The organism is Mycobacterium stomatepiae (assembly GCF_010731715.1).
GTDB classification, from domain to species: Bacteria; Actinomycetota; Actinomycetes; order Mycobacteriales; family Mycobacteriaceae; genus Mycobacterium; species Mycobacterium stomatepiae.
Genome location: NZ_AP022587.1, coordinates 1,586,199 through 1,608,328 on the forward strand (window position 1 = coordinate 1,586,199; position 22,130 = coordinate 1,608,328).

The following is a 22,130-nucleotide window of genomic DNA, read 5'->3' on the forward strand; positions in this document are numbered from 1 at the left end:
ATTCATCGGTAATGCTGGACCGGTATGAGTGATCAGACCGTAAGGCCTTCCCGCCATCACATCTGGCGAATCACGCGAAGGACGCTCGGAAAAAGCTGGGACGACTCAATCTTCGCCGAGTCCGCGCAAGCGGGCTTTTGGTCGGCGCTCTCGACACCACCGCTGCTGTTGGGAATGCTGGGCAGCTTGGCTTACGTGGCGCCGTTGTTCGGGCCGGACGCGCTGCCCAGCATCGAGAAGAGCGCGATCTCGGCAGCGCACAGTCTCTTCTCGTCGAGCGTCGTCAACGAGATCATCGAGCCCACCGTGCGCGACATCACCGCGCACGCCCGCGGCGAGGTGGTGTCGCTCGGCTTTTTGCTGTCGTTGTGGGCGGGGTCGTCGGCCGTCTCGGCTTTCGTCGATTCGGTCGTCGAGGCACACGATCAAACGCCACTGCGCCCTCCGGTGCGCCAGCGGTTCTTCGCGTTGTTCCTCTACGTGGTGGGGCTGGTGGCCGCCGTCGTGTCCGCGCCGGTCCTGGTGGTGGGCCCGCGCACCGTGTCCGAACACATCCCCGACAGCCTGGCCAACATGCTGCGCTACGGCTACTACCCGGCACTGGTCCTGGGGCTGATCATGGGTGTCGTCATTTTGTACCGGGTGTCACTGCCGGAGCCACTGCCGACGCATCGACTTCTCTACGGTGCCGTCCTTGCCACCGCCGTGTTCGTGATCGCGACGCTGGGCCTGCGGGTCTACCTGGGCTGGATCACCAGCACCGGCTACACCTACGGCGCGCTGTCCACCCCGATCGCGTTTCTGTTGTTCGCCTTCTTCGGCGGATTCGCGATCATGCTGGGCGCCGAGCTCAATGCCGCGATCCAGGAGGAATTCCCGGCGGGGCGCACCCACGCGCACCGGCTACGCAACTGGCTGTTTGCGCGTTCGCCCGCCCTGAAGAAGACGGCCGAAGCGCTGCAGAATCCGGTGACGACTAATCCCGCCACCCAAGACCGCGATGTCGTGCCGGCGGAGCCGACGACCTGATCAGCCCTTCTTGAGCTGCTCGTAAATCTTCTTGCAATCCGGGCACACCGGTGAGCCCGGCTTGGCCGCCCGCGTCACGGGAAAGACCTCACCGCACAACGCGACCACATGGTTACCCATGACCGCGCTCTCGGCGATCTTGTCCTTCTTGACGTAGTGGAAGAACTTGGGGGTGTCGCTGCCGGTCCCGTCGTCGACGCGTTCGTCGGTGTCGGTGCGTTCGATCGTCTGGGTCTGCATACGTGCCATTGTGCCTGCCAAGGCGCCCCAACCGGAATCGGCCGGATGTGGGACAGTGGAGTGATGAAGCGCGGCCCGGAGTTGGGGTTCGATGACGATGGCCGGCCGGTGCTGATCACTGCCGCCGAACCGTCATACGAAGAACAGCACCGCGCGCGGGTCCGTAAGTACCTGACGATGATGTCGTTTCGCATCCCGGCACTGATCCTGGCCGCACTGGCATACGGCGCCTGGCACAACGGCCTTATCTCGCTGGCAATCATCGCCGTGTCGTTGCCGCTGCCCTGGATGGCCGTCCTGATCGCCAACGACCGGCCGCCCCGCCGCAAGGACGAGCCCCGCCGGTTCGACGATGCCGCTCGGCGCACCCCGTTGTTCCCGACGGCCGAGCGGCCGGCACTCGAGGCGCCGCGCCCCCCGCGGCCGCAACCGGGCTCGCCCGACCGCGAGTACAACCCGGGTCCCGGATACGACGCCGGTTCCGGTTAACCGGCGTCTGAGCACACTTCTCAGGACATTCTCAGGTCGACGGCACATTTGTGCACGTCAAAGCGTGTGAGATGACGGCGGTGCGGGAACTCTCAGGGCTGAAATGTCGTTTAACACCGTAACAGCTACAAGCCAATCGGGAGGCCGCCATGGCGAATGCCATCACAGGCAGGATCGACACCAGCGATCTAGATGCTCAGAGCCCTGCAGCGGACCTCGTGCGCGTATATCTGAACGGCATCGGGAAGACGGCGTTGTTGACCGCCGCGGACGAAGTCGAACTGGCGAAGCGCATCGAGGCCGGACTATACGCCGAGCATCTGCTCGCGACGCGGAAGCGCCTTGGCGAGAACCGCAAACGCGATCTTGCCGCCGTCGTACGTGATGGGCAGGCCGCGCGCCGTCACCTGCTCGAGGCCAACCTGCGTCTGGTGGTCTCACTGGCCAAGCGCTACACCGGCCGGGGGATGCCGCTGCTCGACCTGATTCAGGAGGGCAACCTCGGACTGATCCGCGCGATGGAGAAGTTCGACTACACAAAGGGATTCAAGTTCTCGACGTACGCCACGTGGTGGATCCGCCAGGCCATCACCCGTGGTATGGCCGACCAGAGCCGCACCATCCGGCTGCCCGTTCACCTCGTTGAGCAGGTCAACAAGCTGGCCCGGATCAAGCGGGAGATGCACCAGAACCTGGGCCGCGAAGCCACCGACGAGGAACTGGCCACCGAGTCCGGCATCCCGGTCGAGAAGATCAACGATCTGCTCGAGCACAGCCGCGACCCGGTAAGCCTGGACATGCCGGTCGGTTCCGAGGAGGAAGCCCCACTGGGCGACTTCATCGAGGACGCCGAGGCGATGTCGGCGGAGAACGCGGTGATCGCCGAGCTACTGCACACCGATATCCGCAGTGTGCTGGCCACTCTCGATGAGCGTGAGCACCAAGTGATCCGGCTGCGTTTCGGTCTGGACGACGGGCAGCCGCGGACGCTGGACCAGATCGGCAAGCTATTCGGTCTGTCCCGCGAGCGGGTCCGTCAGATCGAGCGCGACGTGATGGCCAAGCTGCGTAACGGTGAGCGCGCCGACCGACTGCGCTCGTATGCGAGCTGAGGCACCCCACTCAGCCGCGTAGCGCCCACAGTATGCCCGCCGCAATTCCGCGGCGGGCATACTTGCTTGCCTAGGGATGCGTTAGACCCATTTCGGCAGCTGGCCAAGTAGACTCGGCGTCAATGGAGGGTGCTGAATGAACGACCTGGTTGATACCACCGAGATGTACCTGCGGACCATTTACGACCTCGAGGAAGAGGGCGCCACTCCACTGCGTGCCAGGATCGCCGAACGACTCGACCAGAGCGGGCCGACCGTCAGCCAGACCGTCTCCCGGATGGAGCGCGACGGACTGCTTCACGTGGCCGGTGACCGGCACCTGGAACTCACCGACAAGGGGCGCGCCCTGGCGATCGCCGTCATGCGCAAACACCGCCTCGCCGAGCGACTGCTAGTCGACGTCATCGGGTTGCCGTGGGAAGAAGTCCACGCCGAGGCATGTCGGTGGGAGCACGTGATGAGCGAGGATGTCGAGCGTCGGTTGGTCAAGGTGCTCAACAACCCGACCACCTCCCCGTTCGGCAACCCGATTCCGGGTTTGCTGGACCTGGGCGTGGGTCCGGATTCCGGCGGCGAAGACGTGAACCTGGTCCGGCTCACCGAGTTGCCGGCGGGGTCGCCGGTCGCGGTCGTCGTGCGCCAGCTCACCGAGCATGTGCAGGGCGACATCGATCTGATCGCGCGGCTCAAGGATGCCGGCGTCGTGCCGAATGCGCGGGTCACCGTCGAGACGGGCCCCGCCGGGGTCACCATCCTGATACCCGGGCACGAGAACGTCACGCTGCCGCACGAGATGGCGCACGCGGTCAAGGTCGAGAAAGTCTGACCCCTACCCGGCGCAGCGGCCGAACACCCGCTGCGGCGGCAGCTGCAACCCGAGCCGCTTTGCCAGCCGGTAGCCGGTCGCCGCGAGTTCGCGGATCTGTTCCGGTCGCAGACCGGATTGCAACGCCGTATCGAGCATGCCCGCCATCCGGTGGTTCGGATCGCAGCGCAGCGCGGCCTCCAGCGACACCCCGGCCAGCGGGCCGTCGCCGCGGACGTAGTTGCAAAATGCCAGCAACACCAGCGCCTCGACCCGCCACGGCGGGGGCAACGTGCGCGCCAGCGCCGCCCACAACGCCTCGGCTTCCCCGGCCTTCTCGCCGACCGCCAGCGCGTACAACATGTCGCGCACCTGTGCGTCGTGCAGCGCGCAGCCCAGCACGGCCAGCTCGGCGTCGGTCAGCGGTTGCCCGCCCCCGACGCGACCGGCCGCGGCCAGCGCGCTTTCCACGTCGCGACGGCCGCAGCCCGCCGGATCCGTGCGATGCGCCGTCGCACGGGTTTGCGCCTGCTCGCCGAGCACATCGGTCAGCGCGGCGCTGCGGGCCGGATCCTCGACCGCCAGAACGGCCTGCAGGTCGGCGCGACGTGGGTACAGCCGCCGGCCTTGCAGCACCGCCTCGGCGGCCAGGGGCGACGCGGACGGATCGTCGACTGTTCCGCTCGCGCCGCAGCCGTCCACGCAATGCCACCGCCCGCCGTGGGCCACCCGGTCCACCACATGCGCGGCCCAGAGCTCAATGTTGTACTCCGACAACATCTCTGCGAGCATCGTGCACAACTGCCGATACTCGTCGTTGCATTGCGGACATCCGGCGCCGTCCTCGTTGATGATCACGGCGATCGCGGCCTCGGGCGCCGCGGCGGCGGCCACCTCGACCAGGTGCCCGATTCGGCCGGTGAGCTCTTCGCAGAGATCGACCCTCAGCACCGCCCCGAGCTCACCGCCGTCCAACGACACCAAGACCAATGAATTCTCCGGAACAAAGCCGAGAACGGCCGGTAGCGCGGCGATCAGGGCGCCGGGACGGTTCAGTTCAAAATCGGGTGCATGCGGTGTCATGAGGCACAACGCTGATGGCCGCCACCGTCAGATCCCGCTCGCACACCGCCGTCGGGCCATTCGTCTGTGGAGAAAGTCTGGACTGTGGGCTTTATCGTCTATCCCATGGGATCGATGCAGGAATACGACATGATCGTGATCGGCTCGGGGCCGGGCGGGCAGAAGGCCGCCATCGCCTCGGCCAAGCTGGGCAAGTCTGTGGCGATCGTCGAACGCGGCCAGATGCTGGGCGGCGTGTGTGTGCAAACCGGCACCATCCCGTCAAAGACGTTGCGCGAGGCGGTGCTCTACCTCACCGGGATGAGCCAGCGCGAACTCTACGGCGCGAGCTACCGCGTCAAGGAGAAGATCACCCCGGCCGACCTGCTGGCCCGCACCCAGCACGTGATCGGCAAGGAAGTCGACGTGATCCGCAACCAGCTGATGCGCAATCGCATCGACCTGCTGATCGGACACGGGCGGTTCATCGACGCGCACACCGTCGAGATCGAAGACCCCTCCCGACGCGAAAAGCTAACCATCAGTGGCAAATACATCGTGATCGCCACCGGCACCCGGCCGGCGCGACCGCCCGGCGTCGAGTTCGACGAACACCGGGTGCTCGACTCCGACGGAATCCTCGACCTCAAGTCGCTGCCCACCTCGATGGTGGTGGTCGGCGCCGGTGTGATCGGCATCGAGTACGCGTCGATGTTCGCCGCGCTGGGCACCAAGGTGACCGTCGTGGAGAAGCGCAACGACATGCTCGACTTCTGCGACCCCGAGGTCGTCGAGGCGCTGAAGTTCCATTTGCGCGACCTGGCGGTGACGTTCCGGTTCGGTGAAGAGGTGACCGCCGTCGACGTCGGTTCGGCCGGCACCATCACCACTCTGGCCAGCGGCAAGCAGATTCCTGCCGAGACGGTGATGTATTCCGCTGGGCGCCAAGGCCAAACCGACCACCTGGATCTGCACAACGCCGAGCTGGAGGCCGACAACCGCGGCCGGATCTTCGTCGACGACAACTTCGCGACGAAGGTGCCCCACATCTACGCCGTCGGCGACGTGATCGGTTTTCCCGCTCTGGCCGCGACGTCGATGGAGCAGGGGCGCCTGGCCGCTTACCGCGCGTTCGGCGAAGCGTGCGACGGCATCACCGACCTGCAGCCGATCGGCATCTACTCGATTCCCGAGATCTCCTACGTCGGTGCCACCGAGGTGGAACTGACCAAGGACGCGATCCCCTACGAGGTGGGCATGGCCCGCTACCGGGAGCTGGCCCGAGGCCAGATCGCCGGCGACTCCTACGGCATGCTCAAGCTGCTGGTGTCCACCGACGACCTCAAGCTGCTCGGCGTGCACATCTTCGGCACCAGCGCGACCGAGATGGTGCACATCGGACAGGCCGTGATGGGGTGCGGCGGCACCGTCGAGTACCTGGTCGACGCGGTGTTCAACTACCCGACGTTCTCCGAGGCCTACAAGGTCGCCGCGCTGGACGTGATGAACAAGGTGCGCGCGCTCAACCAGTTCCGCCGCTGACGTCAGCCGCGATCGCGAGCGCGGCGACGCCGGGCGAGGCGGATCGCCGCCAACGGGTCTAGCAGGTGTCGTCCACGTCGACCGGCACCGAGTCACCCGGGCCGCCGGCTTCGGCGCGGGCCAACAGCGCGACGATGTGGTCGTCGAACGGTGCGGAGTAGGACACGTTCTCGGCGCAGCCCCCACGTTCGAGCCCGCCGATCAGCCCGACGACCGTGGTGCCGTTGACCCACGGCGCGCCACTGGTGCCGCCGACCAGGCCTTGGCATACCAGCGAGGGAAATCCGCCGTCGGTCACCGCCGTGCTGCCCTGACAGCCGATCGGCGAGCCGCCCACCCCGCTCGGATACCCCACCACGGTGACGCGGCTGCTGGGCGGCGGGGCCGAGCCCAGGGTCAGCGCCAGCCCCGCCCGCGCCTCCACCGAACCACCGTGGTCGCTGTTGACCCGCGCGATCGCGTAGTCGGCGTGCGGATCTTTACTGGCGACCCAGCGAGGGTCCAGATAAATGTTGTCGGCCGTCCACAGATCGGGGGGCACCCCGTCGCCGGACAAACCGGGCACGAAAGTGATCTGGGCAGCTCCGGCCAGGCAATGCGCGGCGGTCAGCACCAGGTTGCCGGTAGCGGAATGCAGCACCGAGCCCGTGCACACGTGCTGGGCGCTGCCGTCCAAGAAGATTGCTCCAACCCGCCGGTCCGGATCCACCGGGGCCGCGACGGGGCCCGGCTCGGGCTGACTGAGGCGCTGCACGGTTTTGGTCGGTTTCGGGGTCTGCGTGCTGGTGGGCAGCGACACATACAGCACGGAGTGCCCGCACGACGCGAGTATCGTCGCCAGGCTGACCAGTGGGCATAGCAGCAGCATCCGGACCTGCATCGGCTCCCATGATGCCCGACCACGGGGGTGGGAGCGGAATTCGACGCATCTCGCCGCGGCGGTAGATTTGCTGGCAGAGCCGGTGTCGCGGGAATTGTTCCATCCGGATTACGTTCGAGCGTCATCCCGTTTCAAGTACTGGTGCCAATTGATTCGGGGGACACTGGTTAGGGCACCCTGGAGCAACCCCCGAGAGGAGGCAAGCCCGATGTCTAACGAGCGCAGCGACGACGACCTGTACTACCAGCCAGGGCAACCCGGCATGTACGAGCTGGAGTTCCCGGCTCCCCAATTGGTGACGTCGGACGGCCGCGGCCCGGTGCTGGTACACGCTTTGGAGGGCTTCTCGGACGCGGGCCACGCGATACGGCTGGCCGCCGCCCACCTGAAGGCCGCCCTGGACACCGAGCTGGTCGCGTCGTTCGCGATCGACGAGCTGCTGGACTACCGCTCGCGCCGGCCGCTAATGAGCTTCAAGACCGACCATTTCACCAGCTACGAGGACCCGGAGCTGAGCCTGTACGCGGTGCGCGACAGCGTCGGTACGCCATTTCTGTTGCTGGCCGGTATGGAACCGGATCTCAAGTGGGAGCGCTTCATCAACGCCGTGCGCCTGCTGGCCGAGCGGCTGGGAGTGCGGCAAACCATCGGCCTGGGCACCGTTCCGATGGCCGTTCCGCACACCAGACCCATCACGCTGACGGCGCACTCCAACAACCGCGAGCTGATCACCGATTTCCAACCGTGGATCTCCGAGATTCAGGTCCCGGGAAGTGCGTCCAACCTGCTGGAGTACCGGATGGGTCAGCACGGCCATGAGGTGGTCGGTTTCACCGTCCACGTCCCGCACTACCTGACGCAGACCGACTACCCCGCCGCCGCGCATGCGCTGCTCGAACAGGTCGCCAAGACCGGGTCGCTGGACCTCCCGCTGTCGGGGTTGACCGAGGCAGCGGCCGAGATTCGGGCCAAGATCGACGAGCAGGTCGAGGCGAGCGCCGAGGTGGCTCAAGTGGTGGCCGCCCTCGAGCGCCAGTACGATGCGTTCATCGACGCTCAGGAAAACAGGTCGTTACTATCGCGCGACGAAGACCTTCCTAGCGGCGACGAGCTTGGTGCCGAGTTCGAGCGATTCCTAGCCCAGCAGGCGGAGAAGAAGCGCGACGACGACGACCCGGCTTAACCGTCCGACGGGGCGCGACAAAAAGGGTGGCGAGATGACTGAGCGGAAGCGCAAGAGCAATCTTCGTCCAGTGCGGGAAGCGACCACCCCCCGCCTCGAGTACCGCACCATCCACGGGTACAAGCGAGCGTTTCGCATTGCCGGCTCCGGGCCGGCGATCCTATTGATCCACGGTATCGGCGACAACTCCACAACCTGGAATACCGTGCAGGCCAAGCTCGCCCAGCGGTTCACGGTGATCGCCCCCGACCTGCTGGGACACGGGCAGTCCGACAAACCGCGCGCCGACTACTCGGTGGCCGGCTACGCCAACGGGATGCGCGACCTGCTGTCCGTGCTCGACATCGAGCGCGTGACCATCGTCGGGCATTCGCTCGGCGGCGGGGTGGCGATGCAATTCGCGTACCAGTTCCCACATCTGGTCGAGCGGCTCATCCTGGTCGCCGCTGGCGGCGTCACCAAGGACGTCAACGTCGCCTTCCGGTTGGCCTCACTGCCGGTAGGGACGGAGGCGTTGGCGCTGCTGCGGCTGCCCCTGGTACTGCCGGCCGTCCAGCTGGCGGGACGGCTCGCGGGGCTGGCGATCGGATCGACCGGGCTGGGTCGCGATCTGCCGAATGTGCTGCGCATCCTGGATGATTTGCCGGAGCCGACCGCCTCATCGGCGTTCAGCCGGACGTTGCGGGCCGTCGTGGACTGGCGCGGGCAGATCGTCACGTTCCTGGATCGATGTTATTTGACCGAGGCTATTCCGGTGCAGATCGTCTGGGGAACCAAGGATGTGGTGGTTCCCGTGCGCCACGCGTGGATGGCACACGCCGCGATGCCTGGATCCCGCCTGGAGATCTTCCAAGGCTCGGGCCACTTCCCGTTCCACGAAGACCCGGCCCGCTTCATCGACGTCGTCCAGCGCTTCATTGACACCACCGCACCCGCCGAATACGACCAAGCGGCCCTTCGCGGGTTGTTGCGCACCGGAAGGGAGTCCGCGGTCACGGGCTCGGCCGACACCCGCGTCGCGGTGCTCAACGCGATGGGCTCCGACGAACGCAGCGCGACTTAGACAATCGATCGGTTTGACCCGGCCCGTACAGTCGGGCCATGGGTATCGATGTGACGGTGTTGCGTGTCTTCACCGACCGAGACGGCAAATTCGGTAATCCCTTGGGCGTCGTCGACGCCGCCGCGGTCGCTCCCGCCGCGCGTCAACAGCTGGCCACCCAATTGGGTTACAGCGAAACGGTATTCATCGATCTTCCGGCCGCCGGCGCAACCACTGCCCAAGCCACCATCTACACCCCGCGCACCGAGCTTCCGTTCGCCGGGCACCCGACCGTCGGGGCGTCGTGGTGGCTGCGCGCCAACGGCACGCCGATCAACACGCTCGCGGTTCCGGCCGGCGTCGTGCAGGTGCACTACACGGGTGACCTGGTGGGCGTCACCGCCCGCTCGGAATGGGGTCCCGAATACGCCATGCACGAATTCGACTCCGTTGACCGGCTTCTCGCGGCCGACCCGGACGAGTTTCCCGAGGACACCGCTCACTACCTGTGGGCCTGGATCGACCGGTCGGCCGGCTCGCTGCGCTCCCGGACGTTCGTCGCGAACCTCGGTGTGCCCGAAGATGAAGCGACCGGCTCCGCCGCGCTACGGATTACCGACCATCTCAGCCGCGACCTGAGCATCACGCAGGGCCGGGGATCGATGCTAGAGACCGGGCGGAGCCCCGAGGGCTGGGTCCGGGTCGCCGGCCGCGTCGTCAACGACGGTGTGACACAACTGGACTGAGCGAGCGTATTCAGGACTCTCGATGCAGCACCGCACCGAGATGATGCTGCAGGGGCTGCCCTACCGCGCCCATCCGTACCGAATACGACAGCTGGTCGCCTTCGATGCGCAGGGAACGGCCAAGAGCGGAAACCTCTTTGGCGGTCGGAGTCAATCCGACCGACGTGGTGGCGAGTTCGATTTCGATCAGATCGCCAATCACGGAATAGGTGCCGACCTCGATTTCGGTGACGCCACTGGGGTGAGCCAGCACCAGCTCGACATGTCCGGGCTGCGGCACTCGAAGGTAGCCGGTCTCGGCGTGCATCGGCTTACCGTCGGCCGCCCCCTTCGTTTTTTGCCCGTAGGCCAGAAACGGTTTGCCCACATGGGAAAACACAATCTCTTCGAGGTACTCGAAGGGCTGGATCGTGGGGTATTCGCCCGAACCGCGGCCGGCCCAGGTGCCGAGCAGCGGCGCGAGCGCCTCGAGGTCAGGATGCAAGTCGCCGGGCATAGGCGTCAGCTCGGTGTCGATACTTTGCGGTGCTTGCGAAGCGCCGCGATCTCGCGTTCGAAATCGTCGGCAGACGAAAAGGATCGATATACCGAGGCGAAGCGCAAGTAAGCCACCTCGTCCAGGTCGCGTAGCGGGCCGAGGATCGCCAGGCCGACCTCATGGCTGGGCACCTCCGGCGAGCCGGCGGCACGCACGGCGTCTTCCACCTGCTGGGCCAGCAGATTCAGCGCATCCTCGTCGACCTGACGGCCCTGACATGCGCGGCGCACCCCCTTGATGACCTTCTCGCGGCTGAACGGTTCGGTGACACCGCTGCGCTTGACGACGGCCAGCACCGCGGTTTCTACCGTCGTGAAGCGGCGCCCACACTCCGGGCAGGACCGCCGGCGCCGAATGGCTTGGCCTTCATCGGTTTCCCGGGAGTCGATCACCCGGGAGTCGGGATGGCGGCAGAACGGACAATGCATGACCGCTCCTTCGCTGTGCCGGCATCTCGCGGAACACTCCGAGCGTACCCGTGCGCTCCCCCGCCGGGCCAATGCAGCCGTCACAAGCGGGCTGCCGCCGATGGGGGCCCCGAGGAGCGTTGGCGTACAGCGGTTTTCGCACCACGCGGTTGCGCGGTCAGCCGACCGGCGCAATCAGGGTCTGGCCGGCGGCCAGCGCCGGCGAGCTCAGGTTATTGAGTTCGCGGATGCGCTCGGCGACCTGGCGGGCCGGTGCCTCCGGGGCGACCCGGTGTGCGAGGTCCTGAAGGGACTCGCCCGGCTCGACCTGCACGACGGACAACCGGTCCGGCACCGGAGCGGCAGCGGAGTCGCCGTTGGCGATCTGGCCGAGATTCGCGACCAGGCCCAGCCAGAGGGTGATGATTCCGGCCATCAGGGCTAGCCCGATCGTCGTCCCCAGCTTGACCGGGCGGCTGCGATGCGGCGCGTCCGACATCGAGACACCGGTGCCGCGGTAGCACATCGGCGCTCCGGCGGGCCGTGACTGGGCAGACCGGCGCGACCGCAGCACGCGCTCCTGGTCGTAGCGAGGCCGTGCGACCAGCCCATCGCTCGGGCTCGGGCGCCGCACGTTGCTGGTCCGCGGTGAGACTGTGTGCATGAGCGTCATGTGCGTTCCTCCGGTCAACTAATCCTCGCTCGCGTGTTCGACACTATCGCTCGTGTGTTCGAAATTCGAACATTTGAGCGGAGCGTGTCGCACGAGCAAAACGCTAGACCACGCCACCGACAGAACTGGGGTGTCGCCAGAACTGTCATGCCGCCGCGAATACCCGGTCTACGTAAAAGTTACACACGTGTGATTCAGCCGTTCTAGGGTCTTTAGCCTCCATATGCATCGTCACGACACGCCAGTCGAACACATGTTTGATTCTCGGGTTCGGGGAGGCTACATTCAGTGCCATGAGCGACAGCAAGGACACCTCGGCAACCGGCTCCAACGGCCCGCTGCATTCCGTGGATTCATCGCTTACCCAGCGGCAACGCACCATCTTGAACGTCATCCGCGAGTCGGTGACCAGCCGTGGCTACCCGCCCAGCATCCGGGAGATCGGCGACGCCGTCGGCCTGACGTCGACCTCTTCGGTGGCTCACCAACTACGCACCCTCGAGCGCAAGGGGTACCTGCGCCGCGACCCGAACCGCCCGCGGGCCGTCGACGTCCGCGGCGCCGATGATGCGAGGGCGGCCGCGCCGGCCACCGAGGTCGTGGGTTCCGACGCCCTGCCGGAACCCACGTTCGTCCCGGTGCTCGGGCGCATCGCGGCCGGTGGACCGATCCTGGCCGAGGAGGCCGTCGAGGACGTCTTCCCGCTGCCCCGCGAGCTGGTCGGCGAGGGCACCCTGTTTCTGCTCAAGGTGGTCGGCGACTCGATGATCGAAGCCGCGATCTGCGACGGCGACTGGGTCGTGGTACGGCAGCAGAACGTCGCCGACAACGGCGACATCGTCGCCGCCATGCTGGACGGCGAGGCCACCGTCAAAACGTTCAAGCGTGCGGGTGATCAGGTGTGGCTGATGCCGCACAACCCGGCGTTCGATCCCATCCCCGGCAATGACGCGACCGTGCTCGGCAAGGTCGTGACGGTGATCCGCAAGGTATAGCGCCGGCACCTGCGGCGCGTCAGTCGGCTTTCACGAAGCCGTTGACCAGCGCGGCTTCCTCGCTGGACAACCAGATCTCGGCGAGCGTGTCGTGGTACAGGTCGCTGTCCGGGGTGTAGTAGAGCCCGAAGCGCGCGCTCGCCTTGATCGGATAGCCGTCGGGTATCTGGTACGGGTCTTCCAGGGGCAGGTGGATGGTCGGGCGCCCGGCCGGGCCGAGCGCACCGAAGCTCGCGGCCGACGCGATGTCCATTTCGTCGTCGGCGTCCGCGGCCGCGTGCCGTCCAGCTCTGCGGGCGGGGCCGGCTGCGGCACCGAGCGCCGCCGCCAGGCCGGATGCTGCCTCACCCGCGGCGGCACCACCGGCAGCCGCAGCGCCCGCGGCGGCAGCACCGGACGCGGCGCCGCCGGCAAGGTCCGGCGGGGTATGCGCCACGGCGACATCGGGATACGCGGCCTCCGGCTCTTCTTCGGGATAGGCCGCCCCCTCCTCGTCGGCACCGGGATAGCCCGCCTCCGCGTAGGCGGCATCCTCGTCGGGGAATTCCGGATAACCGGCGGCGACCGCATCGGCATAGTCGTCCTCCGCGACGGCCTCCGGATACGCGACCTCAGGCACGTCGGCATCGTCGGGGTAGCCCGCTTCCGGGAACTCATCGCCATAGCCGGCCTCGATCAGATCGTCCGCCGACACCACAGGGATGGAATCGGTGTCGACCGAGTCGGGATCCCGCTCGTCGACCGCTAACTCGTCCCACTCCTCCTCGGAGACGCGCCGCGCCGGCTCGCCATAGCCCCCGTCCTCGTCCAGGTCGGCCGATTCGGGTCCGTGCGGCCACCGAGCCACCGGCACACCAGCGGCGTCCCGGTGCTCGGGTGCGTGGGCGTCGCTGAACGACAGGTGTTCGGTGGAGCTGTCCGCGTAGTCGGGTCCCCAGCGCGGTTCGCCCGCATCGTCATAACCGCCGACGTCGACGTCGCGCTCCAGGTCGTACGGCGCGCTGTTGCGGCCGGCGCGATGCCGGCGCCACCGCAAGGCCACGAACACCGCCAGCAGCACCAGTACCAGCAGCGGTACCAGGGCGAACAGGTACCACCAGCTCCAGGTGAACCACTTCTTGGCGTGCGGCGGCATCGCTGTACTGCTGGGCTGGTTCTGCCCCGACACCTGCAGGCCCGACAACAGCGGGGCCAGGTTCGCCGGGTCGGTGGAGAAGGCGTTCTTGGCGCGGCTCCAGGAGATCTTGCCGCCGGTGAACTTCTGCGAGATCACGTCGCCGTCGACGGTCTGATCGCCGACCGGCGCGCCCAGCTTTCCGGTGGGACCACGCAGCTTGTCCCAGGCGGACTTCATCGCGCCGCGCACCACGAAGGCGCCGTGGTCGGAGGTCCAGAAGATCACCGGCTTATCGGCCGCCGAGAACGTGACGATCCGGCTGTTGGGGCTGACGCCGCCGTCGGACTCGTTGGCGGTCGGGAAACCCAGGTCGCTGCTGACCGGGCCGCCGACGGCCTCGTACTTCGCCAGGATGTCGCTTTCGACGGCGGCCGCCCCGGTGGCCGGGCTGAAGAACACCTTGCCACCGGCGAAGTTCTGGACGACGCCGTCGCCGCCGATCGGATTCGGACCACCCTGCTTGGCGCCCAGCGGACCGTTGACGCCGCCGGCCGCGCGCCAGGCCATGTTGATGGCCGCGGCGGGATCGATCGCAACCTGCAGGCCCTTGAGCTGTTCGGCCAAATTCGCCGGCTCGGTGGTGAACTCCTTGGTCTTGCGGTTCCAGGAGATCTGGCCGTTGCTGAACTTCTGCGACGACACCTCGCCGTCGTAGTTCTCGTCGGAGACCGGGGCGCCGAGCACGCCGCCCGAGCTGCCGAGCCGGTCCCAGGCGGCGTTCAGCGCGCCGCGCACGACGAACGCGCCGTGATCGGGCGTCCAATAGATCACCGGCTTGTCGCTGGCCGAGAACGTCGCCACGCGGCTGTCCGGACCGGCCAGGCCGGGCACCTCGTTGATGGTCGGAAAGCCCAGATCGCTGCCTGCCGCGCCGCCCAGCATGTCGTACTTTTCCAGGATCGGGCCGTAGATGAATTTGGCGCCGGTGGCGGTGGTGAAGTACATCTTGCCGCCGTCGAAGTCGCACACGAAGCCGTCGGCGACCGGGTAGACATCGCCCTTGCGGGGTCCGAGCGGTGAGGTGTCGCCGCCGGCCTTGCTCCACTCGGCCATGATGGCGGCTTCGGCGTCACCGATCGGCGACGCGGAGACGGTGGGTGCAAACAGCACGATGGCCAACGCTGTGGTCGCCACGCTGATCAGCGCCCGACCGGCGAGCCTGCGCACGTGACCTCTCTTCCCGTTCACCAAGCCTCCCAGCCGACGGATATGCCCTTATGTATGGCCATGCCCGTACCCTGTGGCCCCTGCGAGGGTTGGTATCCCAAACGCGGGTTACGAACCCCACCGAGTTCGTATTATCGCCGGGCTCGCATAACTTTGCTCCAGCGAACGAGAAATACGAAGGCAATTCGCGAATATTACGAAAACGGAGACCACTCCGATGTCGAAATGATGCGGGACGACGATCGTGTCGCGACCGATCCTGCCTTGGCACACGCCGAGGGTGGGCGATTACGCGCTGCACGCAACCGATAGGCGTGCGCCGACCGCACGCGCGGCGCCGGCTATCCACTCGAGCAAAAGAGCGATTCATGGGCAACGACTATTTTGCCGCAAACCCAAGCAATGACAGCGTAAGCCGACTAGTTCTGCTTGGTTCGTGTCACCATCCGCGCGGGCCGCGCCCGTACGTCGACGATTCGTTGTTGCGTGACAGCAAGATTGGTTCACCGCTGCCGACGTTAGCCGACCGGGGTCGCAACCACGCGGCTAGACCCCGAGGCTGCGCCCGACGATCTCTTTCATGATCTCGGTTGTGCCGCCATAGATGGTCTGCACGCGGGCGTCGAGATAGGAACGAGCGACTGGGTATTCGCGCATGTAGCCGTAGCCGCCGTGCAGCTGCAGACACCGGTCGATCAGGTGCACCTGCTTCTCGGTGGAGTACCACTTGGCCATCGCCGCCTGCTCGGCCGTCAGCTTCTTGTCCAGATGCAAGCGCAGGAACTCGTCGACCATGATGCGCACCACGGTGGCCTCGGTCGCCAGCTCGGCCAGCACGAAGCGGCTGTTCTGGAAACTGCCGATCGGCTTGCCAAAGGCTTTGCGCTCCTTGGTGTATTGCAGTGTCGCGTTGAGCACCTGCTCCATCGCGGCGGCCGCCATGACCGCGATGTTGATCCGTTCCTGGGGCAGATTCTGCATCAGGTAGATGAAGCCCTTGCCCTCCTCGCCGAGCAGGTTTTCGACGGGAACCTTGACGTCGGTGAACGACAACTCCGCGGTGTCCTGCGCGTCGAGTCCGATCTTGTCCAGATGTCGGCCGCGCTCAAAGCCTTCCATGCCGCGTTCAACGACGAGCAACGAAAAGCCTTGCGAGCCCTTGTCCGGATCGGTCTGCGCGACCACGATCACCAGGTCGGAGTTGATTCCGTTGGTGATGAACGTCTTTGCGCCGTTGAGTACGTAGTGATCACCCTGTTTGACCGCGCGGGTTTTGATGCCCTGCAGGTCGCTGCCGGTTCCGGGCTCGGTCATCGCTATTGCGGTGATCATTTCCCCGGTGCAGAACTTCGGCAACCAGCGTTGCTTCTGCTCTTCGTTGGCCAGCTCCAGCAAATACGGCGCGATGATGTCGTTGTGTAGTCCGAAGCCAATCCCGCTGTATCGCCCGGCGGTGGTTTCTTCGGTGATGATCGTGTTGTACCGGAAGTCGGGGTTGCCGCCGCCGCCGTACTCTTCGGGCACCGCCATGCCGAGGAATCCCTGCTTGCCGGCCTCCAGCCAGACACCGCGGTCGACGATCTTCGCCTTCTCCCACTCGTCGTGGTACGGCGCTACATGGCGCTCGAGGAAGGCCCGGTAGGACTCGCGGAACAAATCGTGCTCGGGTTCAAACAGGGTGCGCTGGTACTTGATTGCGCTGCTCATGGAAAACCTCCGGCCGCCAGGAACTCTGCCGCCCAACATATACCAACCAGACGGTTGGTCGGCAGCTGGCCCGGGGCGGATCGGGGTCGGGCCATCGCGCCGTGCCGCGGCTACGAGACCTCGCCGCCCCGGGCTAGGAGACCTCGTCGCCCGCCGCGCCGAACTCCCGCAGGCTGGCGGCCAGCGCCACCGGAACCCGGGCCTTGATCCGCGTGCCCACCGAGTTGTGCTCGGCCTGCTCGACGCGACCATCGGCGTGCACGCGCGCCACCAGGTCGCCGCGGTCGTAGGGAATCACCACGTCGACCGCGGCGTCGATGGGAGCGGCCAGTTCGGACATCCGCCGGTGCAGCGCGTCGATGCCGTCGCCGGTGTGTGCCGAGACAAACACCGCGCCGGGCAGCGCGTGCCGAAGCTTGGCCAGCATCAGATCGCTTGCCGCGTCGATCTTGTTGACCACCAGTAACTCCGGCGGCGGCTCGCCCTTGTGGTCGGAAATGACCTCGGAGATCACCTGGCGCACCGCGTTGATCTGGGCGACCGGGTTGACGTCGGAGCCGTCCACGACGTGCACCAGCAGATCGGCGTCGACGACCTCCTCCAGCGTCGAGCGGAATGCCTCGACCAGCTGGGTGGGCAGGTGACGCACGAAGCCGACCGTGTCGGTGAGCACGAACGGGCGTCCGTCATCGAATTCGGCACGCCGGGTGGTGGGCTCCAGGGTGGCGAACAGCGCGTCCTGCACCAGCACCCCCGCCCCGGTGAGCGCATTGAGCAGGCTGGACTTGCCGGCGTTTGTGTAACCGACGATCGCAATGGACGGCATATCGCTGTGCAGGCGACGACTGCGCCGGGTGTCGCGGGCCTGCTTCATGTCCTTGATCTCGCGGCGCAGCTTGGACATTCGCTCGCGGATGCGGCGCCGGTCGGTCTCGATCTTGGTCTCACCGGGACCACGCAGGCCCACACCGCCGCCGCTGCCGCCGGCGCGGCCACCGGCCTGCCGGGACATCGACTCACCCCAGCCGCGCAGCCGCGGCAGCATGTACTCCATCTGAGCCAGCGACACCTGCGCCTTGCCCTCGCGGCTGGTGGCGTGCTGGGCGAAGATGTCCAGGATCAGCGCGGTGCGGTCGATGACCTTGACCTTGACGGCCTTCTCCAGCGCGGTCAGCTGGGCCGGCGACAGCTCGCCGTCGCAGATTACGGTGTCGGCGCCGGTGGCCAGCACCACTTCGCGCAGCTCCTGGGCCTTGCCCGACCCGATGTAGGTCGACGGGTCGGGCTTATCACGGCGTTGAATCAGTCCCTCGAGCACCTGCGAGCCCGCGGTTTCGGCCAGGGCGGCCAGCTCGGCCAGGCTGGCCTGATTGTCGGCCGCACTGCCTTCGGTCCACACCCCCACCAGCACAACGCGTTCCAGCCGCAGCTGCCGGTACTCGACCTCGGAGATGTCGGCGAGTTCGGTCGACAGCCCGGCAACGCGGCGCAGTGCCGATCGGTCTTCGAGAGCCAGTTCGCCGACGCTGGGCTCGGCCGGCTGGTCGTGGTACGGGGTTTCAGGGTGTGTCATAGGCAATTAGCAATAGTGCACGCCAAATCCGAGACGTGCATCCGAATTATTGGGCGCTCCACCAGTCCTCGCTCACTAGGCCACGCGCCAACAGCACCGACGGCCCGCGCAGGTAGCTGGTGGCGTCGGTGACGGTGACGACGACGTCGCCCCCGGGCACCCGCACCGTCAACGTCCCGGTGTCCGCCCCGGCGTCGGCGAGTGCAGCCACCGCGGCCGCGACCGTTCCGGTTCCGCAGGAACGGGTTTCGCCCACCCCGCGCTCGTGCACCCGCATCTGCACCACGCCCCCGGTGGCCGCGGTCAGCACTTCGACGTTGACGCCTTCAGGAAACTGTGCCCGGTCGAACTGCACCGGCGCGGCGACATCCAGCGCGGCGAGCTCCTCGCCGGTCAGCTGCGGGTCGACGCACGCCAGGTGTGGATTGCCGACGTCGATGGCCAGCCCGCGCAGCCGCCTTCCTCCGACGAAGGCCTCCCCCGCCCCCAGCCGGTTGGCCTTGCCCATGTCGACGGTGACGTCGGCGTTGGTCGGGCCGACGTGGTGCATCGTGACCAGCCGCGGCCCCGCCAACGACCCGACGACGAAGTCGTCGCGGGACTCGCACCCGCTGGCGCGCAGGTAGTGCGCGAACACCCGCACGCCGTTGCCGCACATCTGCGCGGTCGACCCGTCGGCGTTGCGGTAGTCCATGTACCAGTCGTCCGCGCCGACGCCGTCGGGCAGTCGATCGAGCACTCCGGCCTCGCCCGCGGCGCGCGCGGTGGTAATCCGCAGCACGCCGTCGGCGCCCAACCCACGGCGGCGGTCGCACAGGGCGGCCACCCGCGCCGGGGTGAGCTCCAGCTCGGCGTCGAGGTCGGGCAGCAGCACGAAGTCGTTCTGGGTGCCGTGGCCCTTGGCGAAGATCATGCGCGCCGCTCCTCCGATCCCGGCTGCGCCGGGAGCATCGTCGCGGCGCGGATCACCTGTTCAGGGTACGTGCCGCCACGCCCGCAGCGCGTCCGAGACGACGCGGGCCCGGTCGGCCTCGGTCGCGGTGCCCACGTCGACCCAGTGCACCCGGTGGTCGCGGCGAAACCACGACCGCTGGCGTCGCACGTAACGCCGGGTGCCGACGAACGTCAGTTCCTGCGCATCGCGCAGGGCATCGGGGTCGTCGGCATCGAGAGCGGCAAGCACCTGCGCATAGCCCAGCGCTCGCGACGCGGTGACGCCGTCGCGCAGTCCGTCGAGCAGCAGTTCGCGGACCTCGTCGACCAGGCCTTGGGCAAACATCGTCTCGGTCCGGCGGGCCAATCTCTCGTCGAGAATGGTTGTGTCACAGTCTAATCCGACGATCGCCGTGCTCCACCGCGGAGCGCCGATGCGGGGCGCGGACGCGGCGAACGGCTGGCCGGTGAGCTCGACGACCTCGAGCGCGCGCACCGTGCGACGGGCATCGGTCGGCAGGATCGCCGCGGCGGCGGTCGGGTCGACGCGGGCCAGCTCGGCGTGCAGCATCCCCACCCCGACGTCGGCGAGGCGCTGCTCCCAGCGCGCCCGCACCGCGGGGTCGGTGGCGGGAAACGTCCAGTCGTCGAGCAGCGACTGCACGTAGAGCATCGAGCCGCCCACGATGACCGGCACGGCGCCGCGGGCCGCGATCGCCTCGATGTCGGCGGCGGCGGCTCGCTGATAGCGCGCGACGGTCGCGGTCTGAGTGACGTCCAGGACGTCGAGCTGGTGATGCGGGATGCCGCGGCGCTCGTCGACGGGCAGCTTGGCCGTCCCGATGTCCATGCCGCGGTAGAACTGCATGGCGTCGGCGTTGACGATCTCGGCGCCCACCTCGCCGCTGAGTTGCTCGACGACGTCGAGGGCCAGCTGCGACTTGCCGGTCCCGGTGGGGCCGATGATCGCCAGGGGTCTCATGCGTCGACCCGGCGCGCCCGGCGTACCGCCGAGCTTGCGATCGCCGCGGGTCTCACGGCTGCCAGGCCCCGGCGAAGTACCCCACCCCGTAGGGCGCTCCCCGATACAGCTCCTTGGCCGAATGCGGGCCCGGCTCGGTCAGCCCGGCCAGCACACCGAAGGCGACCCGCCCGAGGATCCGCTCCGGCAGCCGGGCCAGTGCGGCGCCGTCGCCGTCGGCGAGGGCGTCGTCGAGCGCCAGCTGGGCATCAAGGCCGGCGGGGTCATAACCGCCGGGCGCGCCGGGCGTCAGCGTGTTCGCGCCGTCGGCGACGACCAGCACGCCGACCGGGTCGGGTGCGTGGTCGATCTCGGCGCGCAGCCGCCTGCCGATCCCCAGCGCCGTGTCGGCGTCGTGGTCCCCGCGGTAGACCCGCACCAGCACGCCGGCGTCGGGGCGGGCCTGGCCGCGCAGCCAGCCGGCGATCAGCGCACACAGCGGGAAGTCGGCCACGGCCCCGGCGGCTCGCGGCGAGAGTTGGACGCGCACGTCGGCGCCGTATCCGGCGAAGCTGCCGATCACGTGGGGGCCCAGCGCATCGTCGGTGCCGCCCGTCCCGATCGCGATCCACCGCGGTGCAGGCAGCAGCGCGGCCGCCGCCTGCACCGCGGTGGCCAGGTCGGCCAACTCGGCGGCCGCCGCCCCGGCGAGCTCGGGCACCAGCAGCGGTGTGGAGGGGACGATCGCGATGGCGCTCAGCACGAGATCAAACTAATCGACGCCCAGTGGGCCAACCGTCAGCTGCGGCACTCCGCCTCGGCGAGACGCACCTCGCCCGATCGGCGCAGTGCTTTTTTCGCCAGCTTCTCCGCGAGACTGCTCGACATCGTCGCCGCCTCGCCGCGGGCCAGGGCCACGGTCGCCACGGCCACCACCACGACACCGATGGCGAGAGCCACCTTCGCGATCCCGTTGCAGTCGAGGTACTCACCGAGCACGGCCATGCCGAGGATCGAGCCGACGACCGGCTTGGCCACCACCGACGTCGGCAGCGAGGCGGTCAGCGAACCGGCGCGGAACGACGACTGCTGGAAGATCATGCCCGCGAGGGCGGCGGCGATCCACGCATAGAACTCCGGTGCGCTCAACAGCGCACCAACGCCATCGCCGACGATCACCACCACGGCCTTGGTCAGCACCGCGAACAGTGCCAACGACGAACCCGCGACGATGGCCAGCAGCACCGCGGCCACCGAGCCTGGCCACTGCCGGGCGCCCCACACGCAGAACACCAGTGCCGGCCCCATCACCAGGGCCACCACCATCCAGGTTTGCACCGAGCCACGCGAGGCACCGGGATCCGGATCGCCCACGACGACCACCACGGCCAGCGCGGCGGCGAGCAGCAGCGCCCAGGTCCATTCCCAGCGGGTGACCGAGCGCCGGGTCATCCGCGCATAGATCGGCAGCGCGAACAGCAGCGCCGTCACCTGCAGCGACGTGACCAGCATCACCGAGCCGAGCGTCAGCGCGGCGGCCTGCAGCGCGTAGTTGGCGATGGCTCCGCCGGCCCCCAGCCACCATTTGCCGTCGCGCACCGACATCCGGAAGAGCTCGAGGTGGCCCACCGGCTTGTCGGTGATCTCCTGCGCTGAACGCTGACGCACGACGTTCCCCAGTGCCGACGCGAACGCGGCGAGCAGGGCGAGAACCACGGCGATATCGGTTTTCTCCATCTGCGACCTCCTCCCCGACATCCAGCCGCATGGGCCATCATCTGCGGCGGGTATTCACTACCCGTTTCGGAACCGTTTCCGTCGTGTGAGCGGAGAAATGACCCGCGTCACATTCCGGAGAAACGGTCCTGC

The 22,130-nt window shown here is 67.5% G+C and carries 22 protein-coding genes; 9 read left to right on the forward strand and 13 right to left on the reverse strand.

Translation table 11 applies throughout. The features are described 5' to 3' along the window. Nucleotides 1-24: 24 nt before the first annotated feature. Entirely contained in the window at nucleotides 25-1,029 is a 1,005-nt protein-coding gene (locus tag G6N54_RS07560) for a YihY/virulence factor BrkB family protein (RefSeq protein ID WP_163789403.1), read from the forward strand. Here G6N54_RS07560 and G6N54_RS07565 read toward each other — a convergent pair whose 3' ends face one another. Continuing rightward, nucleotides 1,030-1,269 (reverse strand): DUF3039 domain-containing protein, encoded by a 240-nt coding sequence (locus tag G6N54_RS07565; protein WP_197939577.1) that lies wholly within the window; start codon nucleotides 1,267-1,269, stop codon nucleotides 1,030-1,032. Nucleotides 1,270-1,314: 45 nt separating this feature from the next. Between G6N54_RS07565 and G6N54_RS07570 the strand changes: the two genes are divergently transcribed. The 3 genes from G6N54_RS07570 to G6N54_RS07580 all read left to right on the forward strand — a co-directional run bounded on the left by G6N54_RS07570 (nucleotide 1,315) and on the right by G6N54_RS07580 (nucleotide 3,696). After that, entirely contained in the window at nucleotides 1,315-1,758 is a 444-nt protein-coding gene (locus G6N54_RS07570) for a DUF3099 domain-containing protein (protein ID WP_163789406.1), read from the forward strand. A gap of 149 nt (nucleotides 1,759-1,907) precedes the next feature. Beyond that, nucleotides 1,908-2,870, forward strand: a complete 963-nt coding sequence (sigB, locus tag G6N54_RS07575; protein ID WP_163789408.1) for a sigma-70 family RNA polymerase sigma factor SigB — start codon at nucleotides 1,908-1,910, stop codon at nucleotides 2,868-2,870. A 136-nt stretch (nucleotides 2,871-3,006) separates the two neighbouring features. Further along, nucleotides 3,007-3,696: a metal-dependent transcriptional regulator gene (locus G6N54_RS07580; protein ID WP_163789410.1), complete on the forward strand. Its 690-nt coding sequence runs from the start codon at nucleotides 3,007-3,009 to the stop codon at nucleotides 3,694-3,696. Between the two features lie 3 nt (nucleotides 3,697-3,699). Here G6N54_RS07580 and G6N54_RS07585 read toward each other — a convergent pair whose 3' ends face one another. Continuing rightward, nucleotides 3,700-4,758: a DUF4192 domain-containing protein gene (locus tag G6N54_RS07585; protein WP_163789412.1), complete on the reverse strand. Its 1,059-nt coding sequence runs from the start codon at nucleotides 4,756-4,758 to the stop codon at nucleotides 3,700-3,702. Nucleotides 4,759-4,872: 114 nt separating this feature from the next. Here G6N54_RS07585 and sthA point away from each other — a divergent pair, with 114 nt between their 5' ends. Further along, nucleotides 4,873-6,279, forward strand: a complete 1,407-nt coding sequence (sthA, locus tag G6N54_RS07590) for a Si-specific NAD(P)(+) transhydrogenase (protein WP_163794578.1) — start codon at nucleotides 4,873-4,875, stop codon at nucleotides 6,277-6,279. A 58-nt stretch (nucleotides 6,280-6,337) separates the two neighbouring features. Here the strand turns inward: sthA and G6N54_RS07595 are convergent, their stop codons facing one another. Further along, nucleotides 6,338-7,159 (reverse strand): trypsin-like serine peptidase, encoded by an 822-nt coding sequence (locus tag G6N54_RS07595; RefSeq protein WP_163789414.1) that lies wholly within the window; start codon nucleotides 7,157-7,159, stop codon nucleotides 6,338-6,340. Between the two features lie 208 nt (nucleotides 7,160-7,367). On the opposite strand from G6N54_RS07595, the gene G6N54_RS07600 reads away from it, so the two are divergent. The 3 genes from G6N54_RS07600 to G6N54_RS07610 are packed head-to-tail and all read left to right on the forward strand — an operon-like array spanning nucleotide 7,368 to nucleotide 10,130. Then, nucleotides 7,368-8,342 carry a proteasome assembly chaperone family protein gene (locus G6N54_RS07600; RefSeq protein ID WP_163789416.1) on the forward strand — a complete coding sequence of 325 codons (975 nt, stop codon included), beginning with the start codon at nucleotides 7,368-7,370 and terminating at the stop codon, nucleotides 8,340-8,342. 34 nt (nucleotides 8,343-8,376) lie between these two features. Beyond that, complete coding sequence (locus G6N54_RS07605; protein WP_163789417.1) at nucleotides 8,377-9,405, forward strand: alpha/beta fold hydrolase; 1,029 nt, start codon at nucleotides 8,377-8,379, stop codon at nucleotides 9,403-9,405. A gap of 38 nt (nucleotides 9,406-9,443) precedes the next feature. Continuing rightward, nucleotides 9,444-10,130: a PhzF family phenazine biosynthesis protein gene (locus G6N54_RS07610; RefSeq protein WP_163789419.1), complete on the forward strand. Its 687-nt coding sequence runs from the start codon at nucleotides 9,444-9,446 to the stop codon at nucleotides 10,128-10,130. Nucleotides 10,131-10,140: 10 nt separating this feature from the next. Here G6N54_RS07610 and G6N54_RS07615 read toward each other — a convergent pair whose 3' ends face one another. From G6N54_RS07615 to G6N54_RS07625, 3 genes are all read right to left on the reverse strand, one after another. Continuing rightward, nucleotides 10,141-10,626 carry a peroxynitrite isomerase gene (locus tag G6N54_RS07615; protein WP_163789421.1) on the reverse strand — a complete coding sequence of 162 codons (486 nt, stop codon included), beginning with the start codon at nucleotides 10,624-10,626 and terminating at the stop codon, nucleotides 10,141-10,143. Between the two features lie 5 nt (nucleotides 10,627-10,631). Next, nucleotides 10,632-11,096, reverse strand: a complete 465-nt coding sequence (nrdR, locus tag G6N54_RS07620) for a transcriptional regulator NrdR (protein ID WP_163789423.1) — start codon at nucleotides 11,094-11,096, stop codon at nucleotides 10,632-10,634. 157 nt (nucleotides 11,097-11,253) lie between these two features. Then, on the reverse strand, nucleotides 11,254-11,748 hold the full coding sequence (locus G6N54_RS07625) for a LysM peptidoglycan-binding domain-containing protein (protein ID WP_163789425.1): 495 nt from the start codon (nucleotides 11,746-11,748) through the stop codon (nucleotides 11,254-11,256). 293 nt (nucleotides 11,749-12,041) lie between these two features. Between G6N54_RS07625 and lexA the strand changes: the two genes are divergently transcribed. Next, on the forward strand, nucleotides 12,042-12,743 hold the full coding sequence (lexA, locus tag G6N54_RS07630) for a transcriptional repressor LexA (protein WP_163789427.1): 702 nt from the start codon (nucleotides 12,042-12,044) through the stop codon (nucleotides 12,741-12,743). A 19-nt stretch (nucleotides 12,744-12,762) separates the two neighbouring features. Here the strand turns inward: lexA and G6N54_RS07635 are convergent, their stop codons facing one another. The 7 genes from G6N54_RS07635 to G6N54_RS07665 form a co-directional block, all read right to left on the reverse strand. Beyond that, nucleotides 12,763-15,087, reverse strand: a complete 2,325-nt coding sequence (locus G6N54_RS07635; RefSeq protein WP_163794579.1) for an LGFP repeat-containing protein — start codon at nucleotides 15,085-15,087, stop codon at nucleotides 12,763-12,765. Between the two features lie 546 nt (nucleotides 15,088-15,633). Next, nucleotides 15,634-16,794 (reverse strand): acyl-CoA dehydrogenase family protein, encoded by a 1,161-nt coding sequence (locus G6N54_RS07640; RefSeq protein ID WP_163789429.1) that lies wholly within the window; start codon nucleotides 16,792-16,794, stop codon nucleotides 15,634-15,636. 133 nt (nucleotides 16,795-16,927) lie between these two features. Further along, nucleotides 16,928-18,367: a GTPase HflX gene (gene hflX, locus G6N54_RS07645; protein ID WP_163789431.1), complete on the reverse strand. Its 1,440-nt coding sequence runs from the start codon at nucleotides 18,365-18,367 to the stop codon at nucleotides 16,928-16,930. Between the two features lie 46 nt (nucleotides 18,368-18,413). Beyond that, nucleotides 18,414-19,280 (reverse strand): diaminopimelate epimerase, encoded by an 867-nt coding sequence (gene dapF / locus G6N54_RS07650; protein WP_163789433.1) that lies wholly within the window; start codon nucleotides 19,278-19,280, stop codon nucleotides 18,414-18,416. 60 nt (nucleotides 19,281-19,340) lie between these two features. Beyond that, nucleotides 19,341-20,282: a tRNA (adenosine(37)-N6)-dimethylallyltransferase MiaA gene (gene miaA / locus G6N54_RS07655; protein ID WP_163789434.1), complete on the reverse strand. Its 942-nt coding sequence runs from the start codon at nucleotides 20,280-20,282 to the stop codon at nucleotides 19,341-19,343. 52 nt (nucleotides 20,283-20,334) lie between these two features. Then, on the reverse strand, nucleotides 20,335-21,024 hold the full coding sequence (locus tag G6N54_RS07660; RefSeq protein ID WP_163789437.1) for a class III extradiol ring-cleavage dioxygenase family protein: 690 nt from the start codon (nucleotides 21,022-21,024) through the stop codon (nucleotides 20,335-20,337). Nucleotides 21,025-21,059: 35 nt separating this feature from the next. Then, nucleotides 21,060-21,998, reverse strand: a complete 939-nt coding sequence (locus G6N54_RS07665) for a DMT family transporter (protein ID WP_170313033.1) — start codon at nucleotides 21,996-21,998, stop codon at nucleotides 21,060-21,062. Nucleotides 21,999-22,130 lie beyond the last annotated feature (132 nt).

Bases quoted from the DNA above. Each gene is read 5' to 3' on its own strand.
- G6N54_RS07560 (WP_163789403.1), top strand. From the start codon at position 25: ATGAGTGATCAGACCGTAAGGCCTTCCCGCCATCACATCTGGCGAATC.
- G6N54_RS07565 (WP_197939577.1), bottom strand. From the start codon at position 1,269: ATGCAGACCCAGACGATCGAACGCACCGACACCGACGAACGCGTCGAC.
- G6N54_RS07570 (WP_163789406.1), top strand. From the start codon at position 1,315: ATGTGGGACAGTGGAGTGATGAAGCGCGGCCCGGAGTTGGGGTTCGAT.
- sigB (WP_163789408.1), top strand. From the start codon at position 1,908: ATGGCGAATGCCATCACAGGCAGGATCGACACCAGCGATCTAGATGCT.
- G6N54_RS07580 (WP_163789410.1), top strand. From the start codon at position 3,007: ATGAACGACCTGGTTGATACCACCGAGATGTACCTGCGGACCATTTAC.
- G6N54_RS07585 (WP_163789412.1), bottom strand. From the start codon at position 4,758: ATGACACCGCATGCACCCGATTTTGAACTGAACCGTCCCGGCGCCCTG.
- sthA (WP_163794578.1), top strand. From the start codon at position 4,873: ATGCAGGAATACGACATGATCGTGATCGGCTCGGGGCCGGGCGGGCAG.
- G6N54_RS07595 (WP_163789414.1), bottom strand. From the start codon at position 7,159: ATGCAGGTCCGGATGCTGCTGCTATGCCCACTGGTCAGCCTGGCGACG.
- G6N54_RS07600 (WP_163789416.1), top strand. From the start codon at position 7,368: ATGTCTAACGAGCGCAGCGACGACGACCTGTACTACCAGCCAGGGCAA.
- G6N54_RS07605 (WP_163789417.1), top strand. From the start codon at position 8,377: ATGACTGAGCGGAAGCGCAAGAGCAATCTTCGTCCAGTGCGGGAAGCG.
- G6N54_RS07610 (WP_163789419.1), top strand. From the start codon at position 9,444: ATGGGTATCGATGTGACGGTGTTGCGTGTCTTCACCGACCGAGACGGC.
- G6N54_RS07615 (WP_163789421.1), bottom strand. From the start codon at position 10,626: ATGCCCGGCGACTTGCATCCTGACCTCGAGGCGCTCGCGCCGCTGCTC.
- nrdR (WP_163789423.1), bottom strand. From the start codon at position 11,096: ATGCATTGTCCGTTCTGCCGCCATCCCGACTCCCGGGTGATCGACTCC.
- G6N54_RS07625 (WP_163789425.1), bottom strand. From the start codon at position 11,748: ATGACGCTCATGCACACAGTCTCACCGCGGACCAGCAACGTGCGGCGC.
- lexA (WP_163789427.1), top strand. From the start codon at position 12,042: ATGAGCGACAGCAAGGACACCTCGGCAACCGGCTCCAACGGCCCGCTG.
- G6N54_RS07640 (WP_163789429.1), bottom strand. From the start codon at position 16,794: ATGAGCAGCGCAATCAAGTACCAGCGCACCCTGTTTGAACCCGAGCAC.
- hflX (WP_163789431.1), bottom strand. From the start codon at position 18,367: ATGACACACCCTGAAACCCCGTACCACGACCAGCCGGCCGAGCCCAGC.
- dapF (WP_163789433.1), bottom strand. From the start codon at position 19,280: ATGATCTTCGCCAAGGGCCACGGCACCCAGAACGACTTCGTGCTGCTG.
- miaA (WP_163789434.1), bottom strand. From the start codon at position 20,282: ATGAGACCCCTGGCGATCATCGGCCCCACCGGGACCGGCAAGTCGCAG.
- G6N54_RS07665 (WP_170313033.1), bottom strand. From the start codon at position 21,998: ATGGAGAAAACCGATATCGCCGTGGTTCTCGCCCTGCTCGCCGCGTTC.